22 protein-coding genes, 1 pseudogene and 1 riboswitch are annotated in these 22,707 nt (G+C 71.4%); of the genes and pseudogenes, 16 read left to right on the forward strand and 7 right to left on the reverse strand.

Annotation, left to right across the window (positions count from 1 at the left end; translation table 11 throughout):
- Positions 1-13 precede the first annotated feature (13 nt).
- From ACFVHO_RS05555 to ACFVHO_RS05575, 5 genes are all read left to right on the forward strand, one after another.
- Positions 14-406 carry a YraN family protein gene (locus ACFVHO_RS05555; RefSeq protein WP_385710503.1) on the forward strand — a complete coding sequence of 131 codons (393 nt, stop codon included), beginning with the start codon at positions 14-16 and terminating at the stop codon, positions 404-406.
- The gene (locus ACFVHO_RS05560; protein WP_385710505.1) at positions 406-2,031 is read left to right on the forward strand and encodes a YifB family Mg chelatase-like AAA ATPase; all 1,626 of its coding nucleotides are present in this window, start codon (positions 406-408) and stop codon (positions 2,029-2,031) included. Before ACFVHO_RS05555 ends, ACFVHO_RS05560 begins: the two co-directional genes overlap by 1 nt.
- Before the next feature lie 374 nt (positions 2,032-2,405).
- Complete coding sequence (gene dprA / locus ACFVHO_RS05565) at positions 2,406-3,647, forward strand: DNA-processing protein DprA (RefSeq protein WP_385710507.1); 1,242 nt, start codon at positions 2,406-2,408, stop codon at positions 3,645-3,647.
- Between the two features lie 300 nt (positions 3,648-3,947).
- Positions 3,948-4,787: an RNA polymerase sigma factor WhiG gene (gene whiG, locus ACFVHO_RS05570; RefSeq protein WP_385710509.1), complete on the forward strand. Its 840-nt coding sequence runs from the start codon at positions 3,948-3,950 to the stop codon at positions 4,785-4,787.
- 239 nt (positions 4,788-5,026) lie between these two features.
- Positions 5,027-5,584 carry a TetR/AcrR family transcriptional regulator gene (locus ACFVHO_RS05575; RefSeq protein WP_385710627.1) on the forward strand — a complete coding sequence of 186 codons (558 nt, stop codon included), beginning with the start codon at positions 5,027-5,029 and terminating at the stop codon, positions 5,582-5,584.
- Positions 5,585-5,678: 94 nt separating this feature from the next.
- Here ACFVHO_RS05575 and ACFVHO_RS05580 read toward each other — a convergent pair whose 3' ends face one another.
- A complete protein-coding gene (locus ACFVHO_RS05580; RefSeq protein WP_385710629.1) occupies positions 5,679-6,287 on the reverse strand; it encodes a murein hydrolase activator EnvC family protein in 609 nt (202 codons plus the stop codon).
- Between the two features lie 292 nt (positions 6,288-6,579).
- On the opposite strand from ACFVHO_RS05580, the gene rpsB reads away from it, so the two are divergent.
- From rpsB to ACFVHO_RS05630, 10 genes are all read left to right on the forward strand, one after another.
- Positions 6,580-7,497 carry a 30S ribosomal protein S2 gene (rpsB, locus tag ACFVHO_RS05585; RefSeq protein WP_385710511.1) on the forward strand — a complete coding sequence of 306 codons (918 nt, stop codon included), beginning with the start codon at positions 6,580-6,582 and terminating at the stop codon, positions 7,495-7,497.
- Between the two features lie 154 nt (positions 7,498-7,651).
- Positions 7,652-8,488: a translation elongation factor Ts gene (gene tsf / locus ACFVHO_RS05590; RefSeq protein WP_385710513.1), complete on the forward strand. Its 837-nt coding sequence runs from the start codon at positions 7,652-7,654 to the stop codon at positions 8,486-8,488.
- Between the two features lie 228 nt (positions 8,489-8,716).
- Positions 8,717-9,475, forward strand: a complete 759-nt coding sequence (pyrH, locus tag ACFVHO_RS05595) for a UMP kinase (RefSeq protein WP_385710515.1) — start codon at positions 8,717-8,719, stop codon at positions 9,473-9,475.
- A 145-nt stretch (positions 9,476-9,620) separates the two neighbouring features.
- Positions 9,621-10,178, forward strand: coding sequence for a ribosome recycling factor (frr, locus tag ACFVHO_RS05600; protein WP_385710517.1), 558 nt, complete (start codon positions 9,621-9,623; stop codon positions 10,176-10,178).
- Between the two features lie 47 nt (positions 10,179-10,225).
- Entirely contained in the window at positions 10,226-11,362 is a 1,137-nt protein-coding gene (locus ACFVHO_RS05605) for a phosphatidate cytidylyltransferase (protein ID WP_385710519.1), read from the forward strand.
- Positions 11,363-11,467: 105 nt separating this feature from the next.
- Positions 11,468-12,574 carry a 23S rRNA (adenine(2503)-C(2))-methyltransferase RlmN gene (gene rlmN / locus ACFVHO_RS05610; RefSeq protein WP_289945243.1) on the forward strand — a complete coding sequence of 369 codons (1,107 nt, stop codon included), beginning with the start codon at positions 11,468-11,470 and terminating at the stop codon, positions 12,572-12,574.
- A gap of 24 nt (positions 12,575-12,598) precedes the next feature.
- Positions 12,599-12,704: riboswitch (TPP riboswitch) on the forward strand.
- 76 nt (positions 12,705-12,780) lie between these two features.
- Positions 12,781-13,887 (forward strand): thiamine ABC transporter substrate binding subunit, encoded by a 1,107-nt coding sequence (locus ACFVHO_RS05615; RefSeq protein WP_385710521.1) that lies wholly within the window; start codon positions 12,781-12,783, stop codon positions 13,885-13,887.
- The gene (locus ACFVHO_RS05620; protein ID WP_385710523.1) at positions 13,863-15,572 is read left to right on the forward strand and encodes an ABC transporter permease; all 1,710 of its coding nucleotides are present in this window, start codon (positions 13,863-13,865) and stop codon (positions 15,570-15,572) included. The genes ACFVHO_RS05615 and ACFVHO_RS05620 overlap by 25 nt, the downstream gene beginning before the upstream one ends.
- Entirely contained in the window at positions 15,572-16,639 is a 1,068-nt protein-coding gene (locus ACFVHO_RS05625) for an ABC transporter ATP-binding protein (RefSeq protein WP_385710525.1), read from the forward strand. The genes ACFVHO_RS05620 and ACFVHO_RS05625 overlap by 1 nt, the downstream gene beginning before the upstream one ends.
- A 109-nt stretch (positions 16,640-16,748) precedes the next feature.
- Complete coding sequence (locus ACFVHO_RS05630; protein WP_385710527.1) at positions 16,749-17,540, forward strand: maleylpyruvate isomerase family mycothiol-dependent enzyme; 792 nt, start codon at positions 16,749-16,751, stop codon at positions 17,538-17,540.
- A 14-nt stretch (positions 17,541-17,554) separates the two neighbouring features.
- Here ACFVHO_RS05630 and ACFVHO_RS05635 read toward each other — a convergent pair.
- Positions 17,555-17,794, reverse strand: a pseudogene (locus tag ACFVHO_RS05635) (Rossmann fold nucleotide-binding protein); the annotation flags it as partial.
- On the opposite strand from ACFVHO_RS05635, the gene ACFVHO_RS05640 reads away from it, so the two are divergent.
- Complete coding sequence (locus tag ACFVHO_RS05640) at positions 17,748-17,930, forward strand: hypothetical protein (protein ID WP_385710646.1); 183 nt, start codon at positions 17,748-17,750, stop codon at positions 17,928-17,930. The pseudogene ACFVHO_RS05635 and the gene ACFVHO_RS05640 overlap by 47 nt on opposite strands.
- A gap of 24 nt (positions 17,931-17,954) precedes the next feature.
- Here the strand turns inward: ACFVHO_RS05640 and ACFVHO_RS05645 are convergent, their stop codons facing one another.
- From ACFVHO_RS05645 to ACFVHO_RS05665, 5 genes are all read right to left on the reverse strand, one after another.
- The gene (locus ACFVHO_RS05645; protein WP_385710529.1) at positions 17,955-18,359 is read right to left on the reverse strand and encodes a VOC family protein; all 405 of its coding nucleotides are present in this window, start codon (positions 18,357-18,359) and stop codon (positions 17,955-17,957) included.
- Between the two features lie 163 nt (positions 18,360-18,522).
- Positions 18,523-19,722 (reverse strand): hypothetical protein, encoded by a 1,200-nt coding sequence (locus ACFVHO_RS05650; protein WP_385710530.1) that lies wholly within the window; start codon positions 19,720-19,722, stop codon positions 18,523-18,525.
- Positions 19,704-20,528 carry an ABC transporter ATP-binding protein gene (locus tag ACFVHO_RS05655; RefSeq protein WP_385710532.1) on the reverse strand — a complete coding sequence of 275 codons (825 nt, stop codon included), beginning with the start codon at positions 20,526-20,528 and terminating at the stop codon, positions 19,704-19,706. Before ACFVHO_RS05655 ends, ACFVHO_RS05650 begins: the two co-directional genes overlap by 19 nt.
- A gap of 203 nt (positions 20,529-20,731) precedes the next feature.
- Positions 20,732-22,114: an aspartate aminotransferase family protein gene (locus tag ACFVHO_RS05660; protein ID WP_385710534.1), complete on the reverse strand. Its 1,383-nt coding sequence runs from the start codon at positions 22,112-22,114 to the stop codon at positions 20,732-20,734.
- Positions 22,099-22,608 carry an Lrp/AsnC family transcriptional regulator gene (locus ACFVHO_RS05665; RefSeq protein WP_030362007.1) on the reverse strand — a complete coding sequence of 170 codons (510 nt, stop codon included), beginning with the start codon at positions 22,606-22,608 and terminating at the stop codon, positions 22,099-22,101. Before ACFVHO_RS05665 ends, ACFVHO_RS05660 begins: the two co-directional genes overlap by 16 nt.
- Positions 22,609-22,707: the final 99 nt, after the last annotated feature.

Here is a 22,707-nt window from a genome sequence, read left to right on the forward strand (position 1 = left end):
GCGGGCCCACCGCGTGACCGTGGGTGTCGGAGGTGGTGCCGACATGAACGCACGAGGTGCACTCGGCAAGTACGGCGAAGAGCTGGCCGCGCGGCGGCTGGCCGAGGCCGGGATGACGGTCCTCGACCGCAATTGGCGCGGTGGCAGGACGGGCGAGATCGACATCGTCGCCCGCGACGGTGACGCCCTGGTCGTCTGCGAGGTGAAGACCCGCAGGGAGGCGACCTTCCAGCACCCGATGGCGGCGGTGACACCCGCCAAGGCCCAGCGATTGCGCGGCCTCGCGGAGCGCTGGCTCCAGGAACACGGCGGGGCGCCACCGGGCGGTGTGCGCATCGATCTGGTGGGCGTCGTCGTGCCCGAGCGCGGCGCCCCCGTGGTCGAGCACGCCCGGGGGGTGGCCTGATGGGATTCGCACGCACATGCTCGGTGGCCCTGGTCGGCGTCGAGGGCGTCGTCGTCGAGGTCCAGGCCGACCTGGAGCCGGGCGTCGCGGCGTTCACGCTGGTGGGGCTGCCCGACAAGAGTCTCACGGAGAGCCGGGACCGGGTCAGGGCCGCAGTCGTCAACTCCGGCGGCGAGTGGCCGCAGAAGAAGCTCACGGTCGGCCTGAGCCCCGCGTCCGTGCCGAAGGGCGGCAGCGGATTCGACCTGGCCGTCGCCTGCGCCGTGCTCGGCGCCTCGGAGCGGATCGACCCCCGGGTCCTCGCCGACATCGTCATGATCGGCGAGCTGGGGCTCGACGGCCGGGTGCGCCCGGTGCGCGGGGTGCTGCCCGCCGTCCTCGCGGCGGCGGAGGCGGGCTATGAGCAAGTGGTCGTGCCGGAGTGCACGGCGGCGGAGGCCGCACTGGTGCCCGGCGTGTCCGTCCTCGGGGTGCGCAGCCTGCGGCAGCTGATCGCGGTCCTCACCGACGAGCCCGTCCCGGAGGAGGACCTCGCCGAGTCCGGCCGCCCGGACCCGCTGATGGCGGGCCTGAACCTGCCCGGCGCGGGGCTCGGGACCGGGCTGAGCGGCGTCGGAGCCTCGGAGCACGACCAGCGGCACGACCTCGCGGACGTGGTCGGGCAGCTGTCGGCGCGCACGGCGATCGAGGTGGCCGCGGCCGGTGGGCACCACACGTTCCTGCAGGGGCCGCCGGGCGCGGGCAAGACCATGCTCGCCGAGCGGATGCCGTCGATCATGCCCCGGCTTTCCAGGGCCGAGTCCCTGGAGGTGACTGCCGTCCACTCGGTCGCGGGCATGCTGCCGCCCGGCAAGCCGCTGGTGGACATCCCGCCGTTCTGCGCGCCCCACCACTCGGCGACCATGCAGTCGCTCGTGGGCGGCGGCAAGGGGCTGGCCCGGCCCGGAGCGGTCTCGCTCGCCCATCGCGGCGTGCTCTTCCTGGACGAGGCCCCCGAGTTCAGCGGTCACGCCCTGGACGCGCTCCGCCAACCCCTCGAGTCCGGGTACGTCGTGATCGCCCGCAGCGCCGGAGTGGTCCGGCTGCCCTCGCGCTTCCTCATGCTCCTCGCGGCGAACCCCTGCCCCTGCGGCCGCTTCAGCCTGACCGGCGACAGCTGCGACTGCTCACCGAACAGCATCCGGCGCTACCAGGCCAGGCTCTCCGGCCCCCTCCTCGACCGGGTCGACCTGCGGGTCGACGTGGAGCCCGTCACCCGCTCCGAACTGACCGCGCAAGGGGCGCGCGGCGAGTCCACACAGGTCGTGGCCGACCGCGTGCGCGCCGCCCGGGACCGCGCGGCCGCCCGCCTCAAGGGCACACCTTGGCGCACCAACGCCGACGTCCCCGGCCACGAACTGCGCAGCCGCTGGCACGCGGTCCCCGGCGCCATGGCCGAGGCCGAACGCGGCCTGGAGCGCGGCTTCCTCACCGCCCGCGGCCTCGACCGCGTCCTCCGGGTGGCCTGGACGGTGGCCGACCTCGCGGGCCACGACCGCCCCGACGCAGGCGATGTGGCGCTGGCGCTGCAGCTACGGACGGGGGTGCCACGCGGGGTACCGATGGTGGTCGGGGCGCGGTCGTGAGGGGGGTGGGGGGTCGGTGGCCTTCGGCTGGCGCGGGTGAGGCGCGGGCAGGGTGCTCGGACGGGAGATCCCCTGCCTTCGCGGACGCGGCGTCTGGGGGTTCAGCGGGCGAGGGGCCTTCGGTCGACCCGGACACGGGACACCTGGGCTCGTCGGGCGAAGGGTCACCGCACCGCCCGGACCTGGCCCACCTGGGATCGCCGAGCCAGGGGCCCCCGGTCCGCCCGGACGCGGCGCACCCGCGCTCGCCGGGCGAAGGTCCCCGAGACCGTCCGGACAAGGCCCACATCGAAGCTCCGGACAAGGGCCACCCCAGAACACTGGACAAGGCCCACCCCGGACCACCGGACAGGGCCCACCCCGTACCCCCGGGCATGGCACCCCCGGCCCTCCCCGACGACGAGCGTCTGGCTCGTGTCGCTCTGACTCGGGTGTTGGAGCCCGGGGACGCCGTGGGCGGGCGGTGGTTGCGGGAGTGGGGGGCTGTCGCGGTGCTGCGGTGTCTGATCGAGGGGGTCGGTGACCTGGCCGGGGTCGATGGCATCGGTGGAGTCGAGGGTGCAGAGGTCCTCGAAGGGCTGGAGGGGGTGGGGCGGAGAGCGCGGCTGCCGGGAGTCACCGCCAAGCGATGGGAGGGGCTGCGAGCCCGGGCCCGGCGGGTGCGGGCGGGGCGGGATCTGGAGACGGCCGCGGCGGCCGGGGCGCGGTTCGTAATGCCGGGGGACGCGGAGTGGCCCGCCCAGTTGGACGACCTGGGTGACGCGCGGCCGGTCGGGCTGTGGGTGCGGGGGCGGCCGTCCCTGCGGATCTGGGCGTTGCGGTCGGTGGCGGTGGTGGGGGCGCGCGCCTGCACGGAGTACGGGGCGCACGTGGCGGCAGGTCTCGGCGCGGGGCTGGCCGAGCGCGGGTGGGTTGTGGTGTCCGGTGGTGCGTACGGCGTGGATGGCGCCGCGCACCGGGGTGCACTCGGCGCGGGCGGCGCCACCGTGGCGGTCCTCGCGTGCGGGGTCGACCGGCCCTATCCCCGGGGGCACGCGCAGTTGATCGGGCGGATCGCGGAACAGGGCCTGGTAGTGGGGGAGTTGCCGCCCGGCGACCACCCGACGCCGAGCAGGTTCATCCTCCGGAACAGGGTGATCGCCGCACTGACCCGGGGCACGGTCGTCGTGGAGGCCGCATACCGCAGCGGCGCGCTGGTCACGGCACGCTGCGCGCGGGACCTCGGGAGACACACCATGGGGGTGCCGGGGCCCGTCACCAGCGGCCTTTCGGCGGGGGTGCACGAACTCCTGCGCGGGGACGCGGTGCTGGTCGGGGATGCCGCCGAAGTCGTCGAGCTGGTCGGGGACATGGGGGACCTCGCGCCCAGGCGGCGCGGGCCGGTGGTGCCGCGCGATCTGCTCGACCCCGGGGCGGCCCGGGTGCTTGCCGCGCTGCCGGCGCGGGGGAGCGCCGGGGTTCGGGAGGTCGCGCGAGAAGCGGGCACCAGTGCGGACGACGCGGTCGTCCGGCTGTACGAACTTCGCTCGCTCGGGTTCGTCGAACGACACGGCGATGGCTGGCAGTTGACACGCCAGGCGTTTCTGTCGGTCTTTCCGGAGGGAGGTGATGTGTGACGGTGCGTGTTGCGCCGGACGGATGAACCCCCGACGACCTTGGGAAATCACGCAGTTGGCGGGTCCATTCGGTCACAGAGCGCGACGGAAGTGATCCCTTAGGGAGTCAAGCGGAACGTATCTGCGTACGTGCGATCCCATACTCTTCGCTCACTGCGACACTTCAGTCACGCTACGCTCACGACGAATCCGGTGCAGACAGGCAATCAGACGGACAACCTCATTCACTTCACGCAAAACCACAACCGCACAAATTCCGGCAACTTTTCCAGTTCACGGCAGAACGGCTCAAGGCGACGCATGCCCCAGCACACGTCAGGGTCCGACCGGGCGGCAGTTCCCCCAGCCGCCCGAAGCGGCGAGCAGGAGCGGCCACCCGCTCCCACGTCGCTGGACGAGCTGTGGCGGTCGTACAAGACGACGGGCGACGGGCGGCTGCGCGAGCAGCTGATCCTGCACTACTCACCGCTCGTGAAGTACGTCGCGGGCCGCGTGAGCGTCGGCCTGCCCCCCAACGTCGAGCAGGCGGACTTCGTGTCGTCGGGGGTCTTCGGGCTCATCGACGCGATCGAGAAGTTCGACCTCGACCGGTCGATCAAGTTCGAGACGTACGCGATCACGCGGATCCGGGGCGCGATGATCGACGAGCTGCGGGCGCTCGACTGGATCCCCCGGTCCATTCGGCAGAAGGCGCGCAACGTGGAGCGGGCCTACGCCACGCTGGAGGCGCGGCTGCGGCGCACCCCGTCCGAGGGCGAGGTCGCCGCCGAGATGGGCATCCAGGTCGAGGAACTGCACGCGGTCTTCAGCCAGTTGTCCCTTGCGAACGTCGTCGCCCTCGAAGAGCTGCTGCACGTCGGCGGCGAGGGCGACCGGCTGAGCCTGATGGACACGCTGGAGGACACCGCCGCCGACAACCCCGTCGAGGTCGCCGAGGACCGTGAGCTGCGACGGCTCCTGGCGCGGGCGATCAACACGCTGCCCGAGCGGGAGAAGACCGTCGTGACGCTGTACTACTACGAAGGGCTCACGCTCGCCGAGATCGGCAATGTGCTCGGTGTGACGGAGAGCAGGGTCAGCCAGATCCACACGAAGTCGGTGCTCCAGCTGCGGGCGAAGCTGGCCAGTTTTGGTCGGTGAGGGTGGTGGCGAGGGGGTGGCGAGGGCGCTGAATCGTCCCTGCTCGCGCCCCGCCCCTGCCCTGCCCCTGCCCTGCCCCTGCCCTGCCCCTGCCCCGTCTCTGCCTTGCCCGCGCCCCGTCTGTCCCCCTGCCCGTGCCCCCGCGCCGTCGCTGCCAGGAGGAATGGCTGCCTGGCGGGCTCCCGTGGCGGGCGTCGCGTCCGTAAAGTGGGAGCGTGCCAAGGATTCGAGCGGCCTCTGTGGCCGAGCACCGGTCGATGCAGCGAGGCGCCCTGCTGGACGCCGCGCGATCCCTGCTGTCCGAAGGCGGTACGGAGGCGCTGACGTTCCCGGCGCTCGCCGAGCGCACCGGCCTCGCGCGCTCGTCCGTCTACGAGTACTTCCGCTCGCGGGCCGCCGTCGTCGAAGAGCTCTGCGAGGTCGACTTCCCCGTCTGGGCGGCGGAGGTCTCGGCGGCCATGGAGGCGGCCGACTCGCCCGAGGCCCAGGTCGAGGCCTATGTGCGACGGCAGCTCGCGCTGGTCGGGGACCGGCGGCACCGGGCCGTGGTGGCGATCTCCGCGAGTGAGCTCGACGCCGGGGCGCGGGAGAAGATCCGGGCCGCGCACGGTGGGCTGGTGGCCATGATCGTGGAGGCGCTGGCGGCGCTGGGACATCAGGAGCCGAGGATGGCCGCGATGCTCCTTCAGGGGATCGTGGACGCCGCGGTGCGGCGGATCGAGCTCGGGGTGGCCGAGGAGCCCGGTGCCATCACGGAGGCTGCCGTGGCCATGGCGCTGCGGGGCGTGCGCGGCTGAGGGTTCCTGCCGGGGGCCCTGGGCTGGCCCGGGGGTGACTTCGGTCGGTGCGGACGTTCAGGGCGCCCTTGCCCGCGGGCTGTGCCCGCCCTGGCTACGCCGTCAGTGGGAGCAGGCGGGACGGGGCTCGGCTCAGCAGCCACGGGGGCAGCAGGCTCAAGGGGTCCAGGTAGACGTCCTCTCTCAGCAGGCCCCAGTGGACGCAGGCCGTGGGGCAGTGGAAGCGGGAGGCGGGCTCGACCGTGCCCAAGGGCTCACCCGGGGTGACCCTGGCGCCCTTCTTCACCGCGGCCCGCACCGGCTCGTAGGTCGTGCGCAGGGGCGGGTCGCCCGTCCCCGACAGCTCCACGGAGACCACCCCGCGGCCACCCACCCGGCCCGCGAAGGACACCCGCCCCGCGGCCACCGCGCGGACCGGTGAGCCCGGCGCCGCGGCCAGGTCCACGCCCCGGTGCCCCGCCCCGTACTCCGTCGCCGGCGGCTCCCACCCCCGTACCACCAACGGACGCACCCCCACCGGCCAGCCGCGGCCCACGACCGGAACCCGCCCCTGACCCGCCCCCGGCGGCGGCTCCGGCCCCGACGCCCGGCCCGCGCCCCGGTGCTCCGGCGGCACCCGCCCGGCCCCCGCCGCCCCCACAGAAGAGCAGGCGAGGACCAGGAGCACCGTCACCCACACCGCCGCACTCGTCACGCCCCGCAGTCGAGGCAGTCGCTCACACGTCATACGAGAACGGTCCCGTCCCGAACGGATCCGCAGGGATCATGGCCGGGAACTGTGGACTACCAGCCGGTTGTGGACAGCGGCGTCACCCGCGGCCTCGCGGGTCCCGTACACTTCATGTGGCGATCCGGGTCACCGGGTCGACTTCGCACGCCCCGACATCAGGCTCTCGCAGCCGACGGTGTCAGCGCCTTTCGGTCCCGTACGCGAGTACGTGGCACGGCGCGCGCCGGGCGTCAGGACATAACCGAGAACACCAAGGAGTACGGCCATGGCCGTCGTCACGATGCGGGAGCTGCTGGAAAGCGGCGTCCACTTCGGTCACCAGACCCGCCGTTGGAACCCGAAGATGAAGCGCTTCATCTTCACGGAGCGCAACGGCATCTACATCATCGACCTTCTCCAGTCGCTGTCGTACATCGACCGCGCCTACGAGTTCGTCAAGGAGACCGTCGCCCACGGCGGCACGGTCATGTTCGTCGGCACGAAGAAGCAGGCGCAGGAGGCCATCGCCGAGCAGGCCACCCGCGTCGGCATGCCTTACGTCAACCAGCGCTGGCTGGGCGGCATGCTCACCAACTTCTCGACCGTCTACAAGCGTCTGCAGCGCCTCAAGGAGCTCGAGCAGATCGACTTCGAGGATGTGGCCGCCTCCGGCCTCACCAAGAAGGAGCTGCTCGTCCTCTCCCGCGAGAAGGCCAAGCTGGAGAAGACCCTCGGCGGTATCCGCGAGATGCAGAAGGTGCCCAGCGCCGTCTGGATCGTGGACACCAAGAAGGAGCACATCGCTGTCGGCGAGGCCCGGAAGCTCAACATCCCGGTTGTCGCGATCCTCGACACGAACTGTGACCCCGACGAGGTCGACTACAAGATCCCGGGCAACGACGACGCGATCCGCTCCGTCACCCTGCTCACCCGCGTGATCGCCGACGCCGTCGCCGAGGGCCTCATCGCCCGCTCCGGCGTCGCCACCGGTGACTCCAAGCCGGGCGAGAAGGCCGCGGGCGAGCCGCTCGCCGAGTGGGAGCGCGACCTGCTCGAGGGCGAGAAGAAGGCCGACGACGCCGAGGCCCCCAAGGCCGACGAGGCGCCGAAGGCCGACGCCGCCGAGGCCGTCGAGGCCCCGAAGGCCGACGAGAAGCCGGCCGAGGCCGTCGAGGCCCCGGCCGCGGAGGCCGAGCAGGCCTGACTTCGGCGCCGGCCGCTCGACCGCGCGGCCACACCGGCCGCGAGCAGCGGCGGCTGCTGAAGCATCGGCTGCTGACGGCGGGGGTCCGTGCCACGAGCGCGGCCCCCGCCGTTCACCCGTAGATCTTCGACTTCGAGAAAGATTTCCGAGAATCATGGCGAACTACACCGCCGCTGACGTCAAGAAGCTCCGTGAGCTCACGGGCGCCGGCATGATGGACTGCAAGAAGGCGCTCGACGAGGCCGACGGCAACGTCGACAAGGCCGTCGAGGCCCTGCGCATCAAGGGCCAGAAGGGCGTCGCCAAGCGCGAGGGCCGCTCCGCCGAGAACGGCGCCGTGGTCTCCCTCATCGCCGACGACAACTCCACCGGCGTCATCGTCGAGCTCAAGTGCGAGACGGACTTCGTCGCCAAGGGTGAGAAGTTCCAGTCCGTGGCCAATTCCCTGGCCGCCCACGTCGCCAAGACCACCCCGGCCGACCTCGAGGCGCTGCTCGCGTCCGAGATCGAGCCCGGCAAGACGGTCCAGGCGTACGTCGACGAGGCCAACGCCAACCTCGGCGAGAAGATCGTCCTGGACCGCTTCGCGCAGTTCAACGACGGCTTCGTCTTCGCGTACATGCACCGCACCATGCCCGACCTGCCCCCGCAGATCGGTGTCCTGGTCGAGCTGGACAAGGCCGACGCCGAGACCGCCAAGGGCATCGCCCAGCACATCGCCGCCTTCGCGCCGAAGTACCTCTCCCGTGAGGACGTTCCGGCTGAGGTCGTCGAGGCCGAGCGTCGCGTCGCCGAGGAGACCACCCGCGCCGAGGGCAAGCCGGAGGCCGCGCTCCCGAAGATCGTCGAGGGTCGCGTCAACGGCTTCTTCAAGGAGGCCACCCTCCTGGGTCAGCCCTACGCCCTTGACAACAAGAAGTCGGTCGAGAAGGTCCTGGCCGAGGCCGGTGTCACCCTGAAGCGCTTCGCGCGCATCAAGGTCGGCATCTGAGTCCGAACCACGATCGGCGGTGGACCCCGCTAGGGTCTACCGCGGTCGCCCGCGTGCGCGGCGGCGTACGCGACGGGAGTGACGCCGTACGCGAAGGCACCGGGAGCAACCGGCCTTCGCACGCGACGGACGACCGCAAGATCTGACGAGGAGGCCATTGCCGCAGATGGGATGTACACCACCCCACCGGCAATGGCCTCTTCGTATGTGCACCACAAGGAGAACTCCATGACCAAGGCCGACACCAAGAGTGACGACGGCAAAGTAGCCGGGCGCTTCCTGCTGAAGCTGTCCGGCGAGGCGTTCGCCGGAGGCGGCGGACTCGGCGTCGACCCCGATGTGGTGCACAAGATCGCCCGTGAGATCGCGGCCGTCGTGCGGGACGGCGCGGAGATCGCCATCGTCATCGGCGGCGGCAACTTCTTCCGCGGCGCCGAACTCCAGCAGCGCGGCATGGACCGGGCCCGCTCCGACTACATGGGCATGCTCGGCACGGTCATGAACTGCCTGGCCCTCCAGGACTTCCTGGAGAAGGAAGGCATCGACTGCCGCGTTCAGACCGCCATCACCATGGGGCAGGTCGCCGAGCCGTACATCCCGCTGCGCGCCGTGCGCCACCTGGAGAAGGGCCGCGTCGTCATCTTCGGCGCGGGCATGGGCATGCCGTACTTCTCCACCGACACCACGGCCGCCCAGCGAGCCCTGGAGATCGACGCCGAAGCCCTGCTCATGGGCAAGAACGGCGTCGACGGTGTCTACGACTCCGACCCCAAGACCAACCCGGACGCGGTGAAGTTCGACGCCCTCGGGTACGGCGAGGTCATCACCCGCGACCTGAAGGTCGCCGACGCCACCGCGGTCACGCTGTGCCGGGACAACAAGCTGCCCATCCTGGTCTTCGAACTGCTCGCCGAGGGCAATATCGCGCGGGCCGTCAAGGGTGAGAAGATCGGCACTCTCGTGGGTGACCAGGACTCCCGGACCTGAGCCACGCCCGTCCCCCGAGGGGATGGACGACCCCCTCGAGGGGATGGACAAAGCCCTGCCGGTCGGACACCGTGCAGGAAAGAGACGCGACGCAGCCGGCCGATCCTTGGAAGCCGGGCCTACTCAAGACACGCAGGAGCAAGTGGTGATCGAAGAGACCCTCCTCGAGGCCGAGGAGAAGATGGAGAAGGCCGTCGTGGTCGCCAAGGAGGACTTCGCCGCGATCCGTACGGGTCGTGCCCACCCGGCGATGTTCAACAAGATCGTGGCCGACTACTACGGCGCGCTGACGCCGATCAACCAGCTGGCCTCGTTCTCGGTGCCCGAGCCGCGCATGGCCGTGGTGACCCCGTTCGACAAGACCGCCCTGCGCAACATCGAGCAGGCGATCCGCGACTCGGACCTGGGCGTCAACCCGAGCAACGACGGCAACATCATCCGAGTGACGTTCCCCGAGCTCACCGAGGAGCGCCGCCGCGACTACATCAAGGTCGCCAAGACCAAGGGCGAGGACTCCAAGATCTCGATCCGCTCGGTCCGTCGCAAGGCCAAGGAAACCATCGACAAGGCCATCAAGGACGGCGACGTCGGTGAGGACGAGGGCCGCCGCGCGGAGAAGGAGCTCGACGACACCACCGCCAAGTACGTCGCCCAGGTGGACGAGCTCCTCAAGCACAAGGAAGCCGAGCTGCTCGAGGTCTGATCGAGTCCGACTCGACGTCCGATCTAGGTCTGAGGAATCCGAATTCCGTGAACGACACTTCCTGGGGGGCGCCGTCCAGAGCCGGGTACTGGGGGGCGCCCGACCAGGGACCGGTCCAGGGTGCTGCCCCGGCGGGTCCCGCATACGATGCGCAGGATGCACTGACTCCTTCGGAGACTCAGCCCATGCCCATCGTTCCCGACGTAGCCGCGAGCGGCGGACACCAGGACGACGACCGGGGGGCTGCTCAGTCGAGCGGCCCCCTGTGCCGTGACGGGATGCCGCCCGCGCCCTCAGCGCACTCCGCGCAGAAGCCGCAGGAGCCCATGACCGGCGCAGCACAGCCCGCCCCAGCCCCGCCGAAGAAGAAGAGCGCGGGCCGTGACCTCGGGGCGGCCATAGGTGTCGGCGTGGGTCTCGGCGCGGTCATCGTCGCCTCGCTGTTCATCGTCAAGGCCGTCTTCGTCGGCGTCATAGCGGTCGCCGTGGTGGTCGGCCTCTGGGAGCTGACGTCACGCCTCGAAGAGCGCAAGGGCATCAAGGCGCCGCTCGTACCGCTCGCGGTGGGCGGCGCCGCGATGGTTGTCGCCGGGTACGTCCGCGGGGCCGAGGGCGCCTGGGTGGCGATGGCGCTGACCGCCCTCGCGGTACTCGTCTGGCGGATGACCGAGCCGCCCGAGGGCTATCTGAAGGACGTCACGGCCGGTGTCTTCGCGGCCTTCTACGTCCCGTTCCTCGCGACGTTCGTCGCGCTGATGCTCACCGCGGACGACGGCCCGCAGCGGGTGCTGACCTTCCTGGTCCTCACGGTGGTCAGCGACACCGGCGCGTACGCGATCGGCTGGCGCTTCGGCAAGCACAAGCTCGCTCCGCGCATCAGCCCCGGCAAGACCCGCGAGGGCCTGCTCGGCGCGGTGACCTTCGCGATGGCGGCGGGTGCGCTGTGCATGCACTTCCTGATCGACGACGGGACCTGGTGGCAGGGCCTGCTCATCGGCCTCGCGGTGGCGGCGAGCGCGACGCTCGGCGACCTCGGCGAGTCGATGATCAAGCGGGACCTGGGCATCAAGGACATGGGCACGCTGCTGCCCGGTCACGGCGGGATCATGGACCGGCTCGACTCCCTGCTGCCGACGGCTCCGGTGGTGTGGCTGCTGCTTGTGGCGTTCGTCGGCACCGGCTGATCCTCGTCGCAGGTCAGCACCGGCTGACCTGCGGTTTTGTGCGAAGGGGTCCGTTATCCACAGGATGCGGGCCCCTCTTCGTATCTCTGGGACAATGGACGCACCATGCCTAAGCCCGGAGAACTCACTTTCGTCGCCCCCCGTGGAGCCAAGAAGCCGCCGCGGCACCTCGCCGACCTCACGCCCGCCGAGCGGAAGGAAGCCGTCGCCGCGACCGGCGAGAAGCCGTTCCGCGCCAAGCAGCTCTCGCAGCACTACTTCGCCCGGTACGCCCACGACCCCGAGCAGTGGACGGACATCCCGGCCGGTGCGCGCGGCAAGCTCCAGGAGGCGCTGCTTCCGGAGCTGATGTCGGTGGTGCGGCACATCAGCTGTGACGACGACACCACCCGCAAGACGCTGTGGCGGCTCTTCGACGGCACGCTCGTGGAGTCGGTGCTCATGCGCTACCCCGACCGGGTCACCATGTGCATCAGCTCCCAGGCCGGCTGCGGGATGAACTGCCCGTTCTGCGCCACGGGCCAGGCCGGCCTCGACCGGAACCTGTCGACCGCCGAGATCGTGCACCAGATCGTCGACGGGATGCGGGCCCTGCGCGACGGCGAGATCCCGGGCGGCCCGGCCCGCCTGTCGAACATCGTCTTCATGGGCATGGGCGAGCCGCTGGCGAACTACAACCGCGTGACCGGCGCGATCCGCCGCCTCACCGACCCCGAGCCGGACGGCGTGGGCCTCTCGCAGCGCGGCATCACCGTGTCCACGGTCGGCCTGGTGCCCGCCATCCACCGGTTCGCGGACGAGGGCTTCAAGTGCCGCCTCGCCATCTCGCTGCACGCGCCCGACGACGAGCTGCGCGACACCCTGGTCCCGGTCAACACGCGCTGGAAGGTGCGCGAGGTCCTGGACGCGGGCTGGGAGTACGCGGCCAAGTCGGGCCGCCGCCTGTCCATCGAGTACGCGCTGATCCGGGACATCAACGACCAGGCATGGCGCGGTGACCGGCTCGGGCGGCTGCTCAGGGGCAAGCCGGTGCACGTCAATCTGATCCCGCTGAACCCGACGCCCGGCTCGAAGTGGACGGCCTCGCGGCCCGAGGACGAGAAGGCCTTCGTCGAGGCCATCGCGGCCCACGGGGTGCCGGTCACCGTCCGTGACACCCGCGGTCAGGAGATCGACGGGGCGTGCGGGCAGCTCGCGGCGGCCGAGAGGTAGTCTTGCGGGCGTAACCACATCTGCATATTCCGACAGGGGAGCGCCACAGCGCTGAGAGTGCGGTATCGGCCGCAGACCCTCTGAACCTCGCCCAGGTCATTCTGGGTAGGAAGTTCGGTCGCTACTCAAGCTGTTGCGCCCTGCCCGGGACTCCGATCCGTCGGTCCCGGGCGGGGCCGCGTCTCTTCCTGGTCAACTCCAGGAGGATGTTTTTCGTGAGCACCACAAAGAAGGCCTCGGTGAAGAGGGCCTCGGTCACGGCGGTCGCCGTGGGCCTCGGGCTCGTCGCGGTCACCGCGTGCGGCTCGGACAGCGGCTCCAAGGGCTCGGACTCCAAGTCCGTGACCCTCGTGACGCACGACTCCTTCAACGTCTCCAAGAGCGTCCTGAAGGACTTCGAGAAGACCTCCGGCTACAAGGTCAAGATCCTGGAGGACGGCGACGCCGGGCAGGCCGTGAACAAGGCGATCCTGTCCAAGGGCAACCCGCAGGGCGACGTCTTCTTCGGCGTCGACAACACCCTGCTGTCGCGTGCCCTCGACAACGGCGTCTTCGAGCCGTACGAGGCCAAGGGCGCGGACATGGTCCTGCCGCAGTACCGGCTCGCCGGGGGCGAGAAGGGCGTCACGCCCATCGACTCCGGCGACATCTGCGTGAACTACGACAAGAAGTACTTCGCCGACAAGAAGCTCGCGCCGCCGAAGACGCTCGACGACCTGATCAAGCCCCAGTACAAGAACCTCCTCGTCACCGAGAACGCCTCGACCTCCTCGCCCGGCCTCGGCTTCGTGCTCGGCACCGCCGCGAAGTACGGCGACGACGGCTGGGAGTCGTACTGGAAGAAGCTGAAGGCCAACGGCGTCAAGGTCGTCGACGGCTGGGAGCAGGCCTACAACGAGGAGTTCTCCGGCTCGGCCGGGGGCAAGAAGGCCAAGGGCGACCGGCCGCTCGTCGTGTCGTACGCCTCGTCGCCGCCCGTCGAGGTGCTCTACGCCAAGCCGCAGCCCAAGGAGGCGCCGACGGGTGTCGCCACCGGCACCTGCTTCCGCCAGATCGAGTACGCGGGCCTGCTCAAGGGCGCGAAGAACGAGAAGGGCGGCAAGGCACTCCTCGACTTCATGATCAGCAAGAAGTTCCAGGACGACATGCCGCTCCAGATGTTCGTGAACCCGGTGGTGAAGGCCGCGCAGACGCCCGAACTGTTCCGGAAGTTCGGCGTGACGGTCGACAAGCCGCAGACGATGGCCCCCAAGAAGATCGCCGACAACCGTGAGCAGTGGGTCAAGTCGTGGACCTCGCTCGTTCTGAAGTAGCCGAGTCCCGCTCCGGGAAGGCCCGTCGGGGCCTTCCCGGGAGGTGGCGGGGGAGCGCGGCGCGGCTCGGTCTGATGGCCCTGCCCGTCGCGTTCTTCGGCGTCTTCTTCGCCTACCCGGTCGCCGCGATCGTCGCGCGCGGCCTGAAGCCGGACGGGAGCTGGCGGCTCGGACGGATCACCGAGGTGCTCGGGCAGTCCGACATCCAGCAGGTCCTGTGGTTCACCACCTGGCAGGCACTCGCGTCGACCGGGCTCACGCTCCTCATCGCGCTCCCCGGCGCGTACGTCTTCGCACGCTTCGACTTCCCCGGCAAACAACTGCTCCGGGCCGTCGTCACCGTGCCGTTCGTGCTGCCGACGGTCGTCGTCGGCACGGCCTTCCTCGCGCTGATCGGGCGCGGCGGCCTCTTCGACGAGCTGTGGGGGATGCGCCTGGACACGACGGTGTGGGCGATCCTGCTCGCGCACGTCTTCTTCAACTACGCCGTCGTCGTCCGCACCGTCGGCGGGCTCTGGGCGCAGCTCGACCCGCGCCAGGAGGAGGCCGCGCGGATGCTCGGCGCGTCCCGCGCGCGTGCCTGGCGGACGGTGACGCTGCCCGCGCTCGCTCCCGCCGTCGCGGCGGCCGCGCTGATGGTCTTCCTGTTCACGTTCACGTCGTTCGGCGTCGTCCAGATCCTCGGCGGACCCGCGTACTCGACCCTCGAAGTCGAGATCTACCGGCAGACCGCGCAGCTCCTCGACCTGCCGACCGCCGCCGTCCTCACGATCGTGCAGTTCGCGGCGGTCGGAGCGGTCCTCGCCGTGCACGCCTGGACGGTGCGCCGGCGCGAGAGCGCGCTGAAGCTGGTGGATGCCTCGGCGACGGTGCGGCGGCCGCGCGGTGCCGGGCAGTGGAGCCTGCTCGGCTTCGTGTTCCTGACCGTCGCGCTCCTGATCCTGCTGCCGCTCGGCGTCCTGGTGGAGCGGTCGTTCGACGGGCCCGACGGCTTCGGATTCCTGTACTACGAGACGCTGCGGTCGGCCGACGGCGGGGCGTTCCTCGTCCCGGCCATCGACGCGATCGGGAACTCGCTGCGGTACGCCGTCGTCGCCACGGCCATCGCGGTGGTCGTCGGCGGGCTCGCCGCGGCCGCGCTCACCCGGCGTGCGGGGCGGTTCGTGCGCGGGTTCGACGCGCTCCTGATGCTGCCGCTCGGTGTGTCCGCGGTGACCGTCGGCTTCGGCTTCCTGATCACGCTGGACGAGCCGCCGCTCGACCTGCGGGCGTCCTGGTTCCTGGTGCCGCTCGCGCAGGCGCTGGTGGGAGTGCCGTTCGTCGTCCGCACCATGCTGCCCGTCCTGCGCGCGGTGGACGGGCGGCTGCGCGAGGCCGCGGCCGTCCTCGGCGCCTCGCCGCTGCGGGCCTGGCGGGAGGTCGACTTTCCGCTGGTGCGGCGGGCGCTCCTGATCGCGGCGGGCTTCGCGTTCGCGGTGTCGCTCGGCGAGTTCGGCGCCACGGTGTTCATCGCCCGGCCGGACAACCCGACGCTGCCGGTCGCGGTGGCGCGGCTGCTCGGGCGTGCCGGGGACCTCAACTACGGGCAGGCGATGGCCCTGTCGACGATTCTGATGGTGGTGTGCGCCGTGTCGCTGCTGCTCCTGGAGCGGTTGCGTACGGAACGTACGACGGGAGAGTTCTGATGACGGCCACGCAGGCCAAGCCCGGCGCGACCGGTGCCGCCGCCGAGGCGCTGCTGCGTCTCGAGGACGTGACGGTACGGTTCGGGGCCCGCGCCGCCCTGGACGGGGTCGGCCTCGACGTCGCCGAGCACGAGATCGTGTGCGTGCTCGGGCCGAGCGGCAGCGGCAAGTCGACGCTGCTGCGGGTCGTGGCCGGGCTCCAGGGCCTGGACGGCGGGCGGGTCGTCCTCGGCGGGCGCGACCAGGGCGGGGTGCCCGCGCACAAGCGGGGCGTCGGCCTGATGTTCCAGGACCACCAGCTCTTCCCGCAGCGGGACGTGGCCGGGAACGTCGCCTTCGGGCTGCGCATGCACGGCGTCCCGCGCGCCGAACAGGCCCTGCGGGTCGCCGAGTTGCTCGACCTGGTGGGATTGCCGGGCGCGCAGAAGCGGGCCGTGTCCGCGCTCTCGGGCGGTGAGCAGCAGCGCGTCGCCCTCGCCCGCGCGCTCGCGCCCCGTCCCCGTCTGCTGATGCTCGACGAACCCCTCGGCCAGCTCGACCGCTCCCTGCGCGAACGCCTCGTCGTCGAACTGCGGGAACTCTTCGGCGAGTTGGGCACCACCGTGCTCGCCGTCACGCACGACCAGGGCGAGGCGTTCGCGCTCGCCGACCGGGTCGTGGTGATGCGGGACGGGCGGATCGCCCAGTCCGGCACGCCCCTGGAGGTGTGGCGGAACCCCGCCGACGAGTTCGTGGCGCGCTTCCTCGGCTTCGACAACGTGGTCGACGCGACCGTCACCGGCGAGGCCGCGGACACCGTGTGGGGAAAGGTCCCGGTGCCCGACGGGACCCGGCAGGGGGCGTGCCGACTGCTCGTACGACCCGCCGGGGTGCGGCTCGTGGGGGCGCGGGACGGGCTCGCGTGCGTGGTCGCGGCGCGGACGTTCCGGGGCACACATGTCGCCGTCCAGCTCGAGCCCCCGGGCGGCCCGAGGCTCGAAGCGGCGTGCGCGCTGCGGGACGCGCCCGCCGTGGGGGACACGGTGGGGGTCGCCTTCGACTCCGGTGACGTGGTGGTCCTCGGCTGAGGGGCGGCCGGGGCGGGCCCGCGGGGGTGCGCCGGGTGTGCGCCGGGGTGGGGCCGCCGTACCGGAAATGGGGCTGTCATCAGCGCAGACGCCGATCTATGGTTCGGCCATGACGAGACTTGGTTACGACCTCTACCGCGCCGAAGTCGGCCGCCAACTGGCGCTGTTCAGGGAGACGCTGGCCGGGGCCGACCTGACGGTCACCGCGCCGACCTGCCCCGAGTGGACCCTCGGGCAGTTGGCCCGGCATACCGGCGGCGCCGTGCGGTGGGTCGAGGCGCATGTGCGGACCCGGGCCGAGAAGAACGTCCCCGAGTCGGAGGTCCCGGACTTCGCGGGGCCCGCCGACGACGACCCCGCCGCGCTCGACGCTTGGCTCGCCGAGACGGCGGAGCTGATCGACACGGCCTTCGCGGGGGCCACGGGGGAGACCGCCGTATGGACGTGGGCGGCGGAGCACACCGCCGATTTCTGGGCGCGGCGGATGACGCACGAGGTGGCCGTGCACCGGGCCGACGCGGCGATCGCCGCGGGCGTCGAGTACGTCGTCGCGCCCGAGGTGGCGGCCGACGCGATCGACGAGTGGCTGGAGATCGTGCAGTACGTCCAGCGGACCAATCTCTCGGACAACGCCAGGGAGTTGCGTGGGGGTGGGCGGACCATCCATCTCCACGCGGTGGACGCGGAGGAGTCGCTCGACGCGGAGTGGGTGGTGGAGCTCGCCGAGGAGGGTGTGGTGTGGCGGCGGGCCCATGAGAAGGCCGACGTCGCGGTTCGGGGGCCGCTCACGGAGGTTCTGCTGGCCTTCTATCGGCGGCGGGGGCTGGACTCCGGGCGGGTCGAGGTGCTCGGGGACCGGGAGTTGCTGGAGTTCTGGCTGGAGCGGGCCTCGTTCGGGTGAGCTTGCGGTGACGTCCCCGTGAGGTCGGCCAGCGTGGCCGCCGCCTCCTCCACGTCCCCCACCAACGCGATCCGCGACTCCATCTCCCGCCCCGCCGCCAGGGATTGGAGGAGGGGCCAGGCCGGGAGGCGGTGGGTCCAGTGGTGGGTGTCCACCGAGATCATGGGGGTCGGGCCGCCGCGGGACTCGTAGTAGTTGGGGGTCGCGTTGTCGAAGATCTCCTGGACGGTGCCCGCGGCACCCGGCAGGAAGATCGACGGCCTGGACGCGGTGTCCGGCGAGCGAACCGCCCGCCGCGAGGACCTCGTCGAACTCGGCGAGCGTCTCGATCTCACGGTCGCCGGGGTGCGGGGGGCGGATGCTTCGGAAGGCAGCATCCGCCCATGCTGAGCACCCCTGGGAGGAGGCTTCGGTTCAGCCCTCGACCTGCGTCTCGTCCATCCAGATGACCTCCCAGGTGTGGCCGTCCAGGTCGTCGAACGCCCGGCCGTACATGAAGCCGTAGTCCTGGGTCTTGCCGTCCGTGGCACCCGCCGCGACCGCCTTGTCGACGAGCGCGTCCACGGCCTCGCGGCTCTCGGCGCTCAGCCCCACGAGGACCTCGCTGGTCTTCGTGGCGTCGGCGATCTCCTTCGTCGTGAACTGCGCGTAGTGCGACTTGCTGAGCATCATCGCGACGATCGTGTCGCTGATCTTCACGCAGGCGCTGTCGTCCGTCGAGAACTGGGGGTTGAGCTCGTAGCCGAGCTCGGTGAAGAACTTCTTGGAGGCCTCGACGTCGTTGACGGCCAGGTTCACGAAGATCATCTGCTGGTACATGTGCGTCTCCCGTGGGGTGCGTGCCTCTTGTAAGCGCCTGTGTGCGTCTTACGGAGGATTAGACGGCCCTCCGGAGCGGAACTCATCGCCCTTCGCGAAAATTCTTGTACGAGTTTTCGAGGGCTCCGGAACCGGGGCCCCCGGGGCGGCCGTGCGGCACCGCTCAGCGGACGAGCGGCATCGCCGACACCTCCGCCACCAGCCACGTCACCGGCCCGAACACCGCGAGGAGCGCCCCGGCCCGCAGCGCCGCACACCCCCGCAGGAGCGCCGCGGGCGCCCCGAGCCGCAGCAGCGCCGCCGTGGTGTCGGCCCGGGCGTGCCGCGCCTCGACTGCGGCCGTGGCCAGCGTCAGGACGGCGCAGCCCGCGACGACCACGGCGCCGAGGGTGGTGAGCGGGCCGACGTCCGAGGCGCCGCCCGTCGTGTCGGTGTACAGGGTGCGGGCCGCGTACGCGCCCGACGCCACCGCGCACACCACGCCCAGCGGCCGCCCGATCCGCCGCGCCTCCTGCTGGAGCACGCGCCCCGCGAGCAGCCGCAGCGCCCCGGGCCGCACGGCCTGGAGGATCCGCCCGCACAGATGGGTCAGGGCGGGCCCGGCGAGGGCGAGGCCGAGTGCGGTGAGCCCCCAGCCGGCGAGGGCGCCGACGGGGCTGCCTGCGAGCCCGCCGGGCAGGCGTGGGCCCGAGCCGTCGTCGGCGCTGCTCGCGTACGTCTCGGCGGCGAGCCCGACGGCGAACAGGGCGACGCCCCACGGCAGACCGCCGGGGGCGGCGGTCGGCGGCGCCAGGTCGGTGAGGTCGGCGCCGGGGGCGGGCTCGGTGTCGGGCGCTGTGTCGGATCCGGTCCCGGCCCGGCGCGGGCGCAGCGCGACGGCGCTGGCCACGGACGCGGCGAGCGGCACGAGCGCGAGCAGGGTCAGGGCGGCGGCGAGCGGCAACGGCCGGTCGGCGGCGAGGAGTTCGGCGGCGGCGCCGTCGAACGGCAGGCCCGTCAGGTCGCCGCGCAGATGCAGGAAGAACAGCAGCGCGAGCATGGAGCCGAGCGTGCAGGCCAGGGCCGTGGTCATGGCGGAGATGACCATGAGGCGGCCCGGCCCGAGCCCGATGGCCGCGAGCCCGGGGCGCGGTCTGGTGCCGGGGTCGGTGCGGGCCACGGCGACGGCGAAGTAGACGGTGGCGGCGAGCGGGGCGGCGCACCAGGCGAGCCGGAGCACGGCGCCGGCCGATCCGGCGTGACCCATCGCGTACCCGAGGGCGCACAGGAGCAGGAAGCCGGTTCCGGCCGCGGCGGCGGCGACCAGGAGCCTGCGCAGCTGGACCAGGGGGTGGGAGCCGCGGGCTAGGCGGAGAGCGAGCACGCGGCCCGGCCTTCCGTGTCGGAGTCGGTGGGGGTGGCGGTGCCGGTGGGGGTGGGGGCGGCGACGCGGGAGCCCTTCGCGGCCCCGGCCCGCCCGCCGGACCCCGCCTCGTCCCCCGGCAGGTGCACCGTGTGCACGCGCCGTCCGTCGAGCAGCGTCACCGTGCGGTCGGCGAGGGACGCGACCTCGGCGTCATGGGTGGCGAGGACGACGGTGATGCCGTGCGAGCGGGCCGCCGTCGTCAGGGTGCGCAGGACGTGCGCGCGGTCGGCGCGGTGCAGCGGCGCGGTGGGCTCGTCGGCGAAGAGCACGGACGGCGCGCAGGCCAGGGCGCGGGCCACACAGACGCGTTGGCGCTCGGCCTGGGTGAGGGCGTGCGGGCGTTTGCGGGCGCAGTCGCCGATGTCGAGGCGCTCGAGCCATTCGTGGGCGGCGGTGCGGGCGCCGCGCCGGGCGCCGCCGCGCAGCATCAGGCCGAGGGCGGCGTTCTCCCAGGCGTTGAGTTCCGGGACGAGCCGGGGCTCGGGGTCGATCCAGCCGAACTTGTCGCGGCGCAGGCGTTCGCGGGCGAGCGGGCCCATGGTGTGCACGGGCGCGGAGTTGAACCACACCTCGCCCTGGTGGGCCAGGAGCTGGCCGGACAGACAGCGCAGGAGCGTGGTCTTGCCGCTGCCGCGCGGGCCGCCGACGGCCAGGATCTCGCCCTCGCGGACACCGAGCGAGACGCCGGTGAGCGTGGGTGATCCGTTGCGTGTGACGTGCAGGGCGCGTGCCCACAGCACGTCGTTGTCCGGCGGGGCCACCATGGCGTACACCTCGGTTCAGATCAGATTGCCTCCCCCGTACGGGGGAACGAAGGCTGGGCCGATCGGTCACTGGGCACGCTAAGGATTCGGCGCCGGGGGCCGGACAAGGACGCGGCCCGGGTGCGCCCATCTCACTCGGATGGGCGCACCCGGGCCGGTCACGGCGCGCGGGGCGGGGCGGGCCCGGAAGGGTCCGCGGCGGCTCAGATCTTGGTCCAGGCCTCCGTCAGGACCTGCCGCACGATGCCCTCGATCTCGTCGAACGTCGACTGGTCGGAGATCAGCGGCGGCGACAGCTGGATGACCGGGTCACCGCGGTCGTCGGCGCGGCAGTACAGGCCGTACTCGAAGAGCTTCTTGGAGACGAAGCCGTAGAGCACGCGCTCCGACTCCTCGTCCGTGAAGGACTCCTTGGTGGCCTTGTCCTTCACCAGCTCGATGCCGTAGAAGAAGCCGTTGCCGCGGACGTCGCCGACGATCGGCAGGTCGTGCAGCTTCTGCAGGGTGCTCAGGAAGGCGCCCTCGTTGTCGAGCACGTGCTGGTTGAGGCCCTCGCGCTCGAACAGGTCGAGGTTGGCGAGGCCGACGGCGGCGGAGACCGGGTGGCCGCCGAAGGTGTAGCCGTGCAGGAAGGTGTTGTCGCCCTTGTAGAACGGCTCGGCGATGCGGTCCGAGACGATCGCGGCGCCGATCGGGGAGTAGCCCGAGGTCATGCCCTTGGCGCAGGTGATGATGTCGGGGACGTAGCCGAACTTGTCGCAGGCGAACATCGTGCCGAGGCGGCCGAAGGCGCAGATGACCTCGTCGGAGACGAGCAGCACGTCGTACTGGTCGCAGATCTCGCGGACCCGCTGGAAGTACCCGGGCGGCGGCGGGAAGCAGCCGCCCGCGTTCTGCACCGGCTCCAGGAAGACCGCGGCGACGGTCTCGGGGCCCTCGAAGAGGATCTCCTGCTCGATCTGGTCGGCGGCCCAGCGGCCGAAGGCCTCGGGGTCATCGCCGTGGATCGGGGCGCGGTAGATGTTGGTGTTCGGGACCTTGTGGGCGCCGGGGACCAGCGGCTCGAAGGGGGCCTTCAGGGCGGGGAGTCCGGTGATGGACAGGGCGCCCTGCGGGGTGCCGTGGTAGGCGACCGCGCGCGAGATGACCTTGTACTTCGTGTGGTTGCCGTTGAGCTTGTGGTACTGCTTCGCCAGCTTCCAGGCGGTCTCGACGGCCTCGCCGCCGCCGGTGGTGAAGAAGACCTTGTTCAGGTCGCCGGGGGCGTGGTGGGCGAGGCGCTCCGCCAGCTCGACGGCCTTGGGGTGGGCGTACGACCAGATGGGGAAGAAGGCGAGGTCGGCGGCCTGCTTGGCGGCGACCTCGGCCAGCTCGCGGCGGCCGTGCCCGGCCTGGACCACGAAGAGGCCCGCGAGGCCGTCGAGGTACTTCTTGCCCTTGTCGTCGTAGATGTAGGTCCCTTCGCCACGCACGATGGTGGGAACGGGCGCGTTCTCGTACGACGACATGCGGGTGAAGTGCATCCACAGGTGGTCGTACGCGGTCCGGCTGAGGTCCTTGGTGCTCACGGCTATCGGGTTCCCCACATGTAGGTCTGCTTCTTGAGCTTGAGGTAGACGAAGCTCTCGGTGGAGCGCACGCCGGGGAGCGCGCGGATCCGCTTGTTGATGACTTCGAGCAGGTGGTCGTCGTCCTCGCAGACGATCTCGACCAGGAGGTCGTGCGAGCCCGCGGTCATCACCACGTACTCCGCCTCCGGCATGGCGGCCAGGGCGTCCGCGACCGGATCCACGTCACCCTCGACGTCGATGCCGACCATCGCCTGCCGCCGGAAGCCCACGGTGAGCGGGTCCGTCACGGCCACGATCTGCATCACACCCTGGTCGAGCAACTTCTGCACCCGCTGGCGCACGGCCGCCTCGGAGAGGCCGACGGCCTTGCCGATGGCGGCGTACGGACGGCGGCCGTCCTCCTGGAGCTGCTCGATGATCGCCAGGGAGACGGCGTCGATCGACGGGCCGCCGCCACCGCGGGAGCTGCTGGGGTCTGCGCTTCGACTTGCCACGACTTCACTGTGCACGACGTCTCGTCTGTTCCGCAAGCCCGGAGCGATGAAATTCGTTGTTGGGCAACTCTATGGACACGGATTTCGCAGATATGGGCGGCTGGGTATGTTGAA

The sequence above is a fragment of the Streptomyces sp. NPDC127108 genome, assembly GCF_042677545.1.
In the GTDB taxonomy this organism is placed as follows: Bacteria; Actinomycetota; Actinomycetes; order Streptomycetales; family Streptomycetaceae; genus Streptomyces.